This is a genomic window from Thalassolituus sp. ST750PaO-4, assembly GCF_020320405.1.
GTDB lineage: Bacteria > Pseudomonadota > Gammaproteobacteria > Pseudomonadales > Oceanobacteraceae > Venatoribacter > Venatoribacter alkanivorans.
Window position 1 is genome coordinate 46,265 of record NZ_JABVCB010000005.1, and the last position, 12,965, is coordinate 59,229.

Sequence of the window (12,965 nt, forward strand, 5' to 3'; positions counted from 1 at the left end):
ACCACACTCTCAGCGCCTTGTCTGAGGAATTTTTATCCGATAACAGGCCTGTTTAATTAGTGTCAACAGGCCCTAATTCAATAATGCACCCAAAGGCATTACACGAACCTGCTCGCCCGGCGCGACATGACCGCGCTCCGCTTCAAGTACGGCATACCCCTGAGCATCAGCAAAACCATGCAACAGGCCAGAACCCTGACTGCCACACGGCGAGGCCATTAATACACCCGCTTCAGAGTCCAGACGGATGCGCTGAAAGTCCTGCCTTCCCGGTTGTTTTCTGAAGGCTTCAGCAGCGGTTGCCAGCAGCGGCAGTGCCGCCTGAACACGTTCGCCACACAACTGGCGCAATACCGGCTGAGCCAGTTGATCCAGGGTTACGATGGCCGATACCGGATTGCCCGGCAGACCAAAAAACCAGCTGTTTTTTACGCGTCCGAAGGCGAAAGGTTTCCCCGGCTTCATGGCAACCCGCCAGAAATTAACCTCGCCCAGTTCATCCAGCACCTGACGGGTATAATCGGCATCACCGACTGAAACACCGGCGCTGGTGATAATAACGTCGGCTTCCTGTGCTGCTGCAGCAATGGCAGAACGCATGGCCTCAAGGGTATCCGGCAGCCAGGCAAAGTGGATAATTTCAACCGGCATGCGCTCCAGCATCGCCCGTAAAGCAAAGCGATTGCTGTCATAAATCTGATGTGCCTGGCGGGAGTCGCCCGGCTGGCATAATTCATCGCCACTGGAGAACAGGGCAACCCGTAATTTACGGAAGACTTCAGCCTGCGCCAGACCGACGCTGGCTAATAAGCCAATATGCAGCGGAGTTAAACGTTGTCCGGCGGCCAGCATTACCTCACCGCGACGGATATCTTCGCCGGCATGACGCACATGGCTGCCGGGGTGGAGTGGTGCCTGCGAAACAATACGCTCGCCATCTGCCTGCACATCGACCTGCACATCTTCCTGCATGATGACGGTATCGGCGCCGGCCGGCATTTCGGCGCCGGTCATAATCCGTAACGCCTGTCCCGGTTGCAGCACACCACGGAAGGGATGCCCCGCCAGTGCGGCACCAGCCAGCGTTAAACCGGTGCTGCAGAGCAGCTCTGCATCGCGGCTGTGCAGCGCATAGCCATCCATCGCCGAATTATCAAACGCCGGCACGGTTTCCGGTGCATAAAGAGGTTTTGCCAGAATGCGTCCGTCCAGTTGCTGCAGAGCGACACTCTCTTCACCCAGGGCATATCCGGATGTCGCCGCCAGCATCCCGGCAACAGCATCGGCGACAGACTGCATACTCACCCCTTATCTTCACCCTGCTGGTTCACCATCCAGACCGCCGCTTCCACACGGGAGCGCAGTCCGAGTTTTTTCAGCAAATGCTTCACATGAACCTTGACCGTACCGTCGGAAATATCCAGCTCGCGGGCAATAACTTTGTTGCTCATACCCTTGGCAATGCATTCCAGAATTTCAACTTCACGTCCGGTCAGGGCATCCAGTTCAGATGCAGGACGCACCGCCGGACGGCGAATAGCAGCAGCCAGAACCTTGGTCACCGCCTCACTCAACACCATCTTGCCGCCGACAGCCTGCTTAATCTGCTCCAGCAGCATATCCGGGTCGGTATCTTTCAGCAGATAACCATCAGCCCCCTGACCAATGGCGGTAAGCACATCGTCATCAGCATCCGAGACAGTAAGCATAACGATTCTCGAGGTAATGCCCCGGTCGCGTAATTTAGTCAGTGTCTGCAGACCATCCATACCCTGCATATGAAGATCCAGAATAATAAGATCCGGCTCATCTTCAACAGCAAGATCAATTGCTTCTGCACCGCTGCTGGCTTCGGCGATAACCTCAAGGTCATCTTCAAATGCAAGCAGCTGCTTTAGTCCTTTACGCAACAGGGGATGATCATCAACCAACATGATTGTCGATTTTTTGCTATCCATTTTTTTAACCGTTTTCGCTGATTATCGTTCCATACTAAGGCGCACCCAATCAAAGTCAATTGAGATTAAATCGGGTGAAAATCGTTATACCCTTTATGAGGTATGCGTTCTTTAGTATTGCCTGTGCATAGTATCCGGCCCAATATCACCGTCAGGTCAGAGGCATTCGACATGGCGGGAAATAATAAAAACATTCTTATCATCGGCGACAACAACACTTCACACCGGCTGCAGGACAAACTCTCAGCCAGTAATTGTTTCAGCCATATTCACCTGCTGTCACAATCCGACCACCGGTATTTCCCTCGTCACTGCCTTCCTCAGCTGCTTGCCGGTATATTGCCGATAGCAGAAATGGAAACTCCGCCAGAGTGGTATCACGCACGGAAAATCCGCTATATCTGCCGCCATACAGAACCCGACATAAATTATGCTGCCGTCGTCGATACACGTCCTGATGCCAGGCATGTATCGGTACTGAAAACGGCCGGTGACCGGAGTCTGTATATTCCACTGCACACACCTGAAAATATTCAGCTCGCCCAGAACCATTTACAGAAATCCGGCGGTATCACCATCATCGGCAGCTCTGAACTGGCAATCCAATATGCAACCAGTGTTGCCCGTGCAGGATTTCCGGCATATCTGGTTGCCGACAAAGCCGCCCTTATAAACCCCGGGTTTGACAAACATATTCAGCGGCTGATTTACAGAGAGATAAAAAACTCTGGCGTTAAAATAATTCCGCTTGAAGAAAAAAACACCATCCCCAAAACCATACCTGTAATTTACATGCCGCTGAGCAGCAGAAATAAAGAAATCCGTCATGCTCAGATACAAACCCGGAACATAAAAATCTCTTCAACTGACAGTCTGGATCTGCCCGATGGCGGAGATCATTTCACACCGCCTGAATCAATTCTTAATATGTTTGCCTCCCGCTGCTGGCGAAAAACGAACGAGCATTCCGATCAGTTTTCGTTATTGCGGGAACTCTGGCTTGGCAAACCAGATCTGCCACACCGGATTTCGGTAAATAAATTCGCCATTCATTATGCCGGAAGCCTGAATGCCGAAAAGAACAATCAGTGCCTCACAATGCATATTCCGGAGTGTGGCATCTACCGCAAGATCATCATTGCCGGAGATCGCATTATCGGTTTTATTCTTGCCGGTGATGTGCGCGGCAGCGAAACCCTTGCGGATATGATGCTGACACACCGGGACATCCGTTACTGCCGGGATCAGCTGCTTTTCAGCGGACATCAGGCCGCAGTGACCTACCCATAAAGAGGCATGTCACTATCCCGGGAAGCGGATAGTAGCAGCCTACTCATACCGCTATATTCAACTGACGCCGAGCTGATCTGCCTAATGCTCACTCCCCTCATCGGTGAGTTATGGCAGCTCAGCCGTGGCAATACTGCCACCGGGATTCAGGGGAAACCCAGCTTCCTCCCATGCTTGGAAAGGTGTCTTATGCTGACCGACCGTTTTGCCCGGCGCTTTACTTACCTGCGCCTGTCGTTGACTGAACGCTGTAATTTCCGTTGTACCTACTGCCTGCCAGAAGGTAATGATTGTGATACAGCTGAGTCTGATCTGAATATCCATGAAGTCCGCCGCCTGCTGACCGCCTTCGCCCGTCTGGGTACCCGTAAGGTTCGCCTGACCGGAGGAGAGCCGGCACTGCGCCGCGACCTCAGCGAAATTATCAGCTTATGCAAATCAGTACCGGGTATAGAACAGGTTGCCCTGACCACCAATGGCTACAATCTGCAGAAAGAAATATCCGACTGGAAAAAAGCCGGACTGGACGCCCTGAACATCAGCGTCGACAGCCTTGACCCTGCCATTTTTTCACGCATAACCGGGGCCGATCGTCTGCATTATATTTTGCAGGGGATCGATCAGGCCCTGCAGCTGAATTTTCAGAAAGTAAAACTGAACACCGTATTATTGCGCCAGCACAATACCGACTCTCTGCCTGGCTTTTTGCGCTTTATAAAAGACCGTCCTGTATCACTGCGTTTTATTGAATTAATGCGGACCAACGATAATGCCGGCTTCTATCAGGAACAGCATTTAAGCGGTGAATTTATCCGTCAGCAGCTGACCGAGGATGGCTGGCAACTGCAGCCTAAGGCAACCACCGATGGTCCGGCGCTGGAATATGCCCATCCGGATTATGCAGGCCGGGTCGGACTCATCATGCCTTACAGTAAAGATTTCTGCAGCAGCTGCAATCGCCTGCGCGTATCCAGTAAAGGGGAATTATTTCTCTGCTTATTTGCCGACGAGCATCAAAGTCTGCGTGAGCTGCTGCAAAGCGACGATCCCGCACCGGTCGAAGCATTTTTACAACGGGCCATTGGCGGAAAAGAAGAAAGCCACTATCTGCATCAGCAACGCAGTGGCCAGACCCGTCATCTGGCCATGATCGGGGGGTGAGATATGTTCAGTGCCATTATTCTTGCCGGTGGACGCTCTTCACGTATGGGGACCGATAAAGCGCAGTTGCCGATGAACGGCCTGCCGCTATGGCTGTTACAGCAGGTACGGCTGCAACAGGCAGGTTGTGACGATATTCAGCTCAGCCATCCGCAACTGGGCACTCCCGACCAGCAGGCAGGGCATGGGCCCCTGTCTGGCCTGCATACTCTGCTGCCATTCTGCAAACATGAGCGTGTACTGGTACTGGCTGTCGATATGCCCTGGATGACGGCAGCACTTTTGCGCACTCTGATACGTCATTCACAGGAACAGCCGGTTTTCTTTAAAGATCATTATCTGCCCTGCGTGCTGCATAACAGCAGCGATTTACAGTCTTATATTGCAAAACAACTGCATGAAAAAGGACGGCGTTCTGTTGGTGCCCTGCTGTCTTATTGTGCGGCCAGAGCAATTCCCTGCCCATCACCACAGCTGTTGCTGAATACAAATACTCCCGAAGACTGGCAGCTGGCCTGCCATGCTTCGCAAGGCGGTCATTAATATGAGTAAACATACCAGCAAAGAATTTTTCCGCTTAAACATTGCCATTCTGACGCTGTCGGATCATCGCACTCCGGCCGAAGACAGCAGTGGCAATCTGCTGCTGGCACTGGCTCAGGAAAGCGGCCACACAATCCGCGCCCGCGCCCTGTTAAAGCATAACCGTTATGACATTCGCGCCTGCATCAGCGACTGGATTGCCAGCCAGGATATTCAGGTCATTATTATTAATGGCGGCACCGGTTTCTCTGAGGGCAACTGCACACCAGAAGCCATCCGCCCTTTATTTGATGCAGAGGTCGAGGGCTTCGGCGAGCAATTCCGGCAGTTAAGTTTTACCGATATTGGCAGCAGCAGTATGCAGTCCCGGGCACTGGCCGGGATTGCCAATAAAACCCTTATTTTTGCTGTTCCCGGTTCTGGCGGCGCCTGCCGTCAGGCCTGGGAAGCGCTGATCGCACCACAGCTGGACAGCCGCACCGGGCCATGTAATTTCGTTGCCCATGTTAAAAACAGCCCTGTTAATGCCTGTCGTTAGGCCCTAACAGACCCTGGAGAATTTTATGTCAGATCTGACCCATATTGATCAGCACGGTCATGCTCACATGGTCGATGTGTCGGCCAAGGAAAGCAGTCTGCGCAGCGCTTATGCCAGCGCCAGAATCATCACCCGCCCGGATGTTATCGCCCGTATTCAGCAGGCTGAAATTAAAAAAGGTGACGTACTGGCAACGGCACGCATCGCCGGCATTATGGCGGCCAAACGTACCAGCGATTTAATTCCGCTTTGCCACCCACTGGCCCTGAGCAAAGTCAGCGTAGATTTTGTTCTTTCAGAACAGGAAATTCATATCACGACCCTGTGCCGTCTGCGTGGCCAGACCGGCGTGGAAATGGAAGCACTCACGGCGGCATCCGTTGCAGCCCTGACCATTTACGATATGTGCAAAGCGGTTGATCCGGCCATGGTCATCAGTGATATCCGCCTGCAGGAAAAGCAAGGCGGTAAAAGCGGCCACTGGCTGCGTAGCGGAGAATCTGATCATGTTTAATATTGTTTTTTTTGCCGCCCTGCGCGAAACCCTTGGTTGCGGGCAACTTAACTGGCAAAGCGAAGCCAGAAGTATTGCCGGTTTAATACAGGAATTACGCGCCCAGGGAGAGAACTGGGACTCAGCACTGGCCAGGCCCGATCTGCTCTGTGCCCGTAATCAGCAACTGTGTACACCTGACGAAGCAATTACTGCCGGTGATGAAATTGCTTTTTTCCCTCCGGTAACCGGTGGCTGATATGGAACATTTAACCCGGATAAAAGTGCAGCAGGAAGATTTTAATCTGGCCGACGAATACGCAGCGCTGGGTAATCAGGCTGGCTGCGGAGCCATCGTCAGTTTTATCGGCAGTGTTCGCGAGCTGGCCGGCGACTCGTTATTAAGCATGACGCTGGAGCATTATCCGGGCATGACCGAAAAATCATTATTGCAGATCACCGAACAGGCACGGCAACGCTGGCTCCTCGGCAATATCACCATTATTCATCGCATTGGTACATTAAGCGTTAACGAGCAGATTGTGCTGGTACTGGTCAGCAGTGCTCACCGTGAAGCCGCTTTCCGCGCCTGTGAATTTATTATGGATTTTCTGAAAACCCGCGCGCCGTTCTGGAAAAAAGAACAGACAACAGCAGCCGGCTATTGGGTGGAGGCAAAAGACAGTGACAACCAGGCCGCTCAGCGCTGGTCGTCGCCGGAATCATAAAGGCTCCGGAATAACATGGTAGGGGTTGCCGCGCCCATCAATCGCCCGCCACTCTTCTTCGGTCAGCCACAGCGTTGGTTTCTGACCACATAATTCTGCCAGTGCTGCCAGAGCATGAGCCCAGGTGCAGCCGTTTACAAATAACAGCGACTGAGTATCCAGTGTGCCGCCACGGTTGATATACCCCAATGCCCGGGTTCGTTGCGCGCCCAGATCCAGTTGCCGGCAGGTTGCCAGCAGCACCTCAGCCCGGCCATGGGTGAGAAAAACCCGGTAACGCACTCTGGCAGGAAACAATGCGCGCACAACTGCCGGATCAGCCAGCGCTGATTTTTCCCAACGGTCGCGCGCCTGACGGAAACGTCCAGGCTCTAATAAATAAATCAGTGAATGCGCTACACGCTGCTGACGTAAGCGGTCGGAGGCTTTCAGCATTTGCTGCAGTTGCACGGCACCGCAGGCAACCAGCTGCAATTCAGCGCCGCAATGTCCGCGCAGACAGACAGCACCATCCTGAACCAGTTGGGTAGCTTGCCGGGCAGAAAAAAACTGTGGCATCACACTGCGCGTAACCACCAGATTCCAGACCACTCCTAAATCGCCATAGCAGGTGCGCAGGCAGGCCATCGCACTGTTGGCATCAGCAGGAAATACGACCCGTGCCATATCGGCCATTTTAAGCATCAGTCCTTCCGATAAACTGGAGTCCTGATGGCTCTGGTCATGCTCGCCGTTTTCCCAGATCAGCGAGGTTGTCACAACCGGGAAGCCAAGCCAGCCTGCTGCATCACCCGCTTCTTTTTGTTGGCGTGAAAAAATAATGGCCTGCCGCAAAGCACACAGCATTTTTATGGCAAAGGCTTCATAGGCAACGACCAGATTAATACCCGCCTGATTCGCCAGACAGGCACTGACAACGGCCTCTTCATTCAAAGCCGTAATAACACAGCCATCGATAGCTTCTGCGGCGGTAATTTCCGGGCGGGTAACGCGGTGACGGAACTGATCCAGCGTCTGGCTCATACCATTGCCGCGCAGCTCATCAGGATTACCAACCCGGACCCGCAAGCGCGGATTAACTTCGGTTAATTCAATAAAATAACGATCAATAGCCGCCATAGCGGATTCCCGCCGGTCAGCCCATTCCGGTTCAGGGCAATTAACGGCCAGCATAGGCGTGCTTTTTTGTTTAGGTTGCCCCAATAAAGAAGCGGCTTCGCGCCATTGCGCATCCGGTTGCAATAATGCTTTTGCTCCCCGATGAAAAAAGGCCAGCGCTTCCGGATTTTCTGCCGGATAGGCTCCCAGCGGCAAACCATACGCGGCGCCAGTGCCGGCCGCAGGAAAGCCAAACCCTTTTACCGTTTCAGCAATACAGTAAGGCAAGGCAACCGGATATTGCGCTTCGCCCTGACGGATACGTTCAAACGCCTGGGACAGCTGAATTTCCATATAATAAATGGCGCACATAAAGGCCGCAGGGTCCCGCCCATCAATCACAAAAGGCGCGAAGCCCTGATTACGTAAATGACTGACAAACCAGCTGCAGCCGCCCTGTTGGGCAATGGTCGTGCGCTGATCAATACGCCGGCCATTGGCAATCATTACCGGCGCAATCAGGCCGGTGTCTTCTCCACGCCACCAGCGCGCGGCCCAGTCGGTACCGCGCTGTTCTTCAAATGCTCCGTCACTTAAAAAAGCGACCAGACGCTCTCCCGGCAGCGGCATATGCGCATATTGCATTCCGGCAAAGCCCAGATAACCACCCTCCATTCGCGCACCGGCTGTATGCACGTTAACGTGAGCGCCCAGTGTTGATATCCGCTGCCCGGTATTATCGAGGCGGGTGTCATAACAATCGGCGACAAAGCGACTCAGGCCTTCATCATTTAATGGATACTGCTGACGGCGTTCAGATGCTGCGGTGCCGGTCAGCAATTGCAAAGCATCAATGGCAGCAACACAGTGGCCCTGCCCCATCAGCCAATCCCGCGGCTGGCCGGTAAAATGATTTAACGCCAGCAAACCGGCATAGGCCGGCACCATATTCAGAGCGCCGCCGGTATGTCCGCGTGGGTGGGTTTTAAAATCCTGAGGCGTGAGATTACGGCCATCGGTATAGACTCGGCGGGCATAGGTCATATGCACCACCAGCCACATCGCCTGCTGGGTCAGGCAATCCAGAGCACGCAAACGCTGAAAAAAATATCCGGTATCAGCAATTAATCCTTTTTGCAGCAATGACTCAGCCATCAGGTGTGCCTGAATCTGAGTAGCCGGGCGGTGTTCAATCACTCCCAGACCTGCAGCCCAGAGCGCCAGTTCCGGATTCTGATCACGCAGATTCTGCGCTTCATGATCCAGATATTCCGGAGTCATCGGGTGACTGGTTTGCTGGTATAAATTAAGCGTCATAGCAACTCCGTGTCAGGAGTCTCTGATGAAACGCGTTTTGACATCGCCGATCTATACCCCGCAGGGGATAGACCGGCGCAGACCATGACACAGATCAGCTGACAGCCTGTAAACGCTGACGATTACCCGGATTTTCCTGACGTTGCTGACGGTGATAGTGACGGATGGAATGTTCCTTACGGCGCCCGGCACTGAACGCAGAGGTACGTTTCAGGTAACCGATAACCCGGGTGCCATAGTCAATATCGTCAGAACCACAGGCCGGGCAATATTCCAGCGTCCGCTTATCAATTTTTTCACATTCGTTACAGATGGTGATTTTGACGTTTACGCAGAAATAATTACAGCCGGTACGGGCCGCAATATTCAGTAAGGCCAGATAACCGTCTTCACTCAGTTTTTCTTCCAGATTCAGATGCAGTGCCGATCCACCATCCAGATAATCAAGTAACTCACGACCATGCAACTGGAACTTATCCAGCACATTGGTTTGCTCATCTTCGACCTGATAAAAATAGGAGTTGTAGCAATCCCGCTGCACACGATAGCCATCGGATTTATCCCAGCGGGCATTTTTGATGCCCAGATTTTCAGCCGGAACAAACTCTGTATTAAACATATAACCATACTCAAGCTTAGCGGCCTTATTGGCCTCATAAATCACTTTCAGATGATCTCTGACAAAGTTTTTATACGCCTGATTATTACCGGCAACCAACCCCTGCGATTCAGCAGCCTCGACCATACCGTTAATGCCGATAGTCAGGAATTGCTTGTCCAGATTAATAAATCCGGCGTTGTAAACCGTCAGCATTCCGGCCTGAAGGTACTCTTCCATTAAGCGACGATAGGCCACCTGATAACGCTGCACCTTACTGATTTCTTCGGCAAGATCACGGCCATCCTGAACCAGTCGGTTCATATTAACTGTAATTACATTAATAGAACCGGTTGCCACACCACCGGCTCCCAGCGAGTAGGAAAATGTATTGTCGCTGATTTCACTGCGTAAGCGGCAGCAGGATGCCAGGCTGTCTGCACTGTCGGAAAGATAAACGAAGAAAGAGCTGCCCCGGTTCAGATGAGCGGCCATACTGCGGGCAAAGTCCTGATCTTTACACTGCCCTTTTTCGGTCAGCATGGCCACGGTGACAACCGGAAAGGTGAGGATGCTTTTGCTGCGCTCAGCATTAAACCAATCCAGGAAAAAATGCTGAAGTTTATCCAGCGTCTTCCAGCAGGGCTTGCTGAAATCAGGGAAGACGAACTCACCAAACATGCTATCGAAATAGTTTTTGTCGTATAGCGAAAGATTCCAGAACACACTCTGATAACCCCGGGCAGCGGCGGGCTGATTGATGGCATACACAACATGCTGAAGATGGTTGGCAATCTGCTGACGGTGGGTATTCAGATAATCATCGCCATAATCTTTGCGGGCAAAATAGTCGAAGTAAGTTAAAAATTCGACCGTAGCCACCGCGCCAGCGAACTGGCTGCTGACAGCGAAGACAAAATTTACGAATGAACCACAGAACGATTCAATATGCTTCGGTGCCTGAGATTCGCCACCAAGCTTAGTCAGCCCGTCCAGTAAAAACGGATACATAGTTACCGATACACAATAGGGCTTCAGGCTGGTTTCATCATGTACATAAATCTCATGGTTCTCTATCTGGCGGATATATTCCTGTGCCAGATCATCCCCGAATAAATCGGCAATTTTTGCTGAAACCTGCGCACGGTTAATCTGCACAAAATAATCTTTCATCATCTCCGCTTCGAGCGTGGCGATATTCTTTTCGGTCACATTGGCATTGGCATCCATCCGTGAGCCGTCGGCGGCATTTTGTGCAGCCAGATAATGTTCAATAAAATCCAGCTTATGCTTAATGTGCTCTGCGCTCAGTTTCAGCATGATTCCGCTCCTTCAGAGTAGGCAATTGTTATTGATGAAATTTATGATTCAGGCAGCGATTGCTGCGTAAATCCATAAAACGCTGATTTGTTAAGGGAGACTCCAGCCCCCCGAGATCCCGTAACCAGGGACCGGTTTTCAGATAGGTCAGCTCAGCCTGCAGGCACGGAGCAACTGTATCGAGCCCGGTATAAAGACAGGTATTCAGTCCTTGCCGGCGGGCCAGCTTCAGCAACAGTAACAGCTGCGCTTCATGCCACTCTCCACCCATAAACAGCACGCAGCTGATCAGACCGGCGTATGTCTCCAGACGCTGCCGGAAGTACTCTTCGGACAGCGGTTCACCCGCCATCGCGGGCCAGGTATCTGCACTGTGGCAACCGGGACAACGCAGCGGACAACCGCTGATGGTGTAGGCCAGAGAGACTTCTCCCGGCACTTCCTGGAAGACCACCTGTTCACGACTGAAATACATAAAACCCCATATGTAGTGCCTTAAACAATAAACAGACACAAGATATGGACAGAGACTAACGAGAGACGGCCGAATAAAATTGATCCATATCAATTTTATTTGCAAACTACTCCGACATGGGTATCCGATACAGAGAACGGATGATCAGGAAAAGAGCCGTCAGCGCAATGGCCATTTATGGCGCAGTGGCAATGCAGAAAGAAAAAAGCCGGGTTATTACCCGGCTAAAGAATATTGGCACAATGACTTAGCCCGCGCGGCCGTCCGGCCGTGGACCAAGCAAAATGCGCGCATAACAAAAGACGAAGAGTATAAAAGCGCTACTCCACAACAAGGCCGACAGGCTGTAAAACAGCAAAGACTGCTGTGGCCAGATAATCACTCCCAGAGAACGCAGCAGCGCAGCCAGCAGCAGCAGCGCAAACGACAGTGACATTAACGGCCTTGGCTGCAGTGGCCGGCCGGAGTGCCCCAATGACACGCGGGCAATCATGGCCAGAATCATTCCGCCAACCGCTCCGGCGGTCAGTGCATGCAAAGCCGCACTGAAGGTGACCGGCCAGCCAAGGTAGTGCATCGCCAGCAACAAGAGGCCAAGTGGAATAAACCAATAGGCAAGATGTAATGACCACAGCAAGGGGATTTTCCAGGTAACCCCGATACGTAAGCGGGCAATCCGCAGCGCCTGACTGGCTGCCGTCAGCACCAGCAGCAACGCCAGCACAAAGGGTGGTAATAACAGATCAAGACGCAGCAGATAAATCACAAGCAACAACCAACTCGCCCCCAGCACCAGTTTTTCCAGCCAGGGAAGCGCTTCTGTTTTCGGCGTCATACTGCCATTGGCGGTAAACATCGGCATTACCCGACCGCCAATCACTGTAATCATTAATATCAGCATCCAGCTGACACTGTGACTACCCCACTGCACCAGTGACATATCCTGCACCGCATTGCCCCAATGCATCACCGCATTGGCAAAGGTCATCAGCAACAACACAGGTACAAAGAAATAATTCCGCTGTTGTTTAACAGCAAACAGCAGTCGCCAGAAAAACCAGGCGACCAGCGGCATAAATGCCATATCAACCAGGGCGGTAAACCACCAGGGCAAAAGATCACCGGCTAACATACACAGCCGGCCAGCGAGCCATAAAAGTGTCAGCAATAACAGTGGCCGGCCATGGGTTGCCCGCTGCCCGGTCCAGTTTTGTACGGCGGTCAGTAAAAACCCTGCGACGATGGCCAGGGCAAAACCAAACAGCATTTCATGGCTGTGCCAGAAAATACTGCCGCTACCCGGCAGCAGAATAATCCCCTGTAACGCCAGCCCCCAGAGCAGAATGGCCAGAGCACTGAATGCCGCCCCCAGCAGAAACATCGGCCGGAACGCCTGGCCCCACAAAGGGTGGGCGGGTACAGAGGATATATTCATAACACTCCTTA

The 12,965-nt window shown here is 52.4% G+C and carries 13 protein-coding genes and 1 riboswitch; of the genes, 7 read left to right on the plus strand and 6 right to left on the minus strand.

What is annotated here, in order from left to right:
* Positions 1–72: 72 nt before the first annotated feature.
* Both moeA and narL read right to left on the minus strand, forming a co-directional pair.
* The gene (gene moeA, locus HUF18_RS02625) at positions 73–1,299 is read right to left on the minus strand and encodes a molybdopterin molybdotransferase MoeA (protein WP_225691032.1); all 1,227 of its coding nucleotides are present in this window, start codon (positions 1,297–1,299) and stop codon (positions 73–75) included.
* A gap of 2 nt (positions 1,300–1,301) precedes the next feature.
* Positions 1,302–1,958 carry a two-component system response regulator NarL gene (narL, locus tag HUF18_RS02630; RefSeq protein ID WP_145467983.1) on the minus strand — a complete coding sequence of 219 codons (657 nt, stop codon included), beginning with the start codon at positions 1,956–1,958 and terminating at the stop codon, positions 1,302–1,304.
* A gap of 171 nt (positions 1,959–2,129) precedes the next feature.
* On the opposite strand from narL, the gene HUF18_RS02635 reads away from it, so the two are divergent.
* From HUF18_RS02635 to moaE, 7 genes are all read left to right on the plus strand, one after another.
* Positions 2,130–3,248, plus strand: a complete 1,119-nt coding sequence (locus HUF18_RS02635; RefSeq protein ID WP_225691033.1) for an FAD/NAD(P)-binding oxidoreductase — start codon at positions 2,130–2,132, stop codon at positions 3,246–3,248.
* Between the two features lie 53 nt (positions 3,249–3,301).
* Positions 3,302–3,449: riboswitch (molybdenum cofactor riboswitch) on the plus strand.
* On the plus strand, positions 3,438–4,409 hold the full coding sequence (moaA, locus tag HUF18_RS02640; protein WP_225691034.1) for a GTP 3',8-cyclase MoaA: 972 nt from the start codon (positions 3,438–3,440) through the stop codon (positions 4,407–4,409). Its footprint overlaps the riboswitch before it by 12 nt.
* A 3-nt stretch (positions 4,410–4,412) precedes the next feature.
* Positions 4,413–4,952 (plus strand): molybdenum cofactor guanylyltransferase, encoded by a 540-nt coding sequence (gene mobA / locus HUF18_RS02645; RefSeq protein WP_145467977.1) that lies wholly within the window; start codon positions 4,413–4,415, stop codon positions 4,950–4,952.
* Between the two features lies 1 nt (position 4,953).
* Positions 4,954–5,490 carry a molybdenum cofactor biosynthesis protein B gene (gene moaB, locus HUF18_RS02650; RefSeq protein ID WP_225691035.1) on the plus strand — a complete coding sequence of 179 codons (537 nt, stop codon included), beginning with the start codon at positions 4,954–4,956 and terminating at the stop codon, positions 5,488–5,490.
* 25 nt (positions 5,491–5,515) lie between these two features.
* Positions 5,516–6,004 carry a cyclic pyranopterin monophosphate synthase MoaC gene (gene moaC / locus HUF18_RS02655; protein ID WP_225691036.1) on the plus strand — a complete coding sequence of 163 codons (489 nt, stop codon included), beginning with the start codon at positions 5,516–5,518 and terminating at the stop codon, positions 6,002–6,004.
* On the plus strand, positions 5,997–6,242 hold the full coding sequence (locus HUF18_RS02660; protein WP_145467972.1) for a MoaD/ThiS family protein: 246 nt from the start codon (positions 5,997–5,999) through the stop codon (positions 6,240–6,242). The genes moaC and HUF18_RS02660 overlap by 8 nt, the downstream gene beginning before the upstream one ends.
* A gap of 1 nt (position 6,243) precedes the next feature.
* The gene (moaE, locus tag HUF18_RS02665; RefSeq protein ID WP_225691037.1) at positions 6,244–6,711 is read left to right on the plus strand and encodes a molybdopterin synthase catalytic subunit MoaE; all 468 of its coding nucleotides are present in this window, start codon (positions 6,244–6,246) and stop codon (positions 6,709–6,711) included.
* Here moaE and HUF18_RS02670 read toward each other — a convergent pair.
* The 4 genes from HUF18_RS02670 to HUF18_RS02685 form a co-directional block, all read right to left on the minus strand.
* Positions 6,706–9,126 (minus strand): xylulose 5-phosphate 3-epimerase, encoded by a 2,421-nt coding sequence (locus HUF18_RS02670; protein ID WP_225691038.1) that lies wholly within the window; start codon positions 9,124–9,126, stop codon positions 6,706–6,708. The genes moaE and HUF18_RS02670 overlap by 6 nt on opposite strands.
* 94 nt (positions 9,127–9,220) lie before the next feature.
* Entirely contained in the window at positions 9,221–11,044 is a 1,824-nt protein-coding gene (gene nrdD / locus HUF18_RS02675; protein WP_225691039.1) for an anaerobic ribonucleoside-triphosphate reductase, read from the minus strand.
* A 28-nt stretch (positions 11,045–11,072) separates the two neighbouring features.
* Complete coding sequence (gene nrdG / locus HUF18_RS02680) at positions 11,073–11,519, minus strand: anaerobic ribonucleoside-triphosphate reductase activating protein (protein WP_145467966.1); 447 nt, start codon at positions 11,517–11,519, stop codon at positions 11,073–11,075.
* A gap of 247 nt (positions 11,520–11,766) precedes the next feature.
* The gene (locus HUF18_RS02685) at positions 11,767–12,954 is read right to left on the minus strand and encodes an NnrS family protein (protein WP_225691040.1); all 1,188 of its coding nucleotides are present in this window, start codon (positions 12,952–12,954) and stop codon (positions 11,767–11,769) included.
* Positions 12,955–12,965 lie beyond the last annotated feature (11 nt).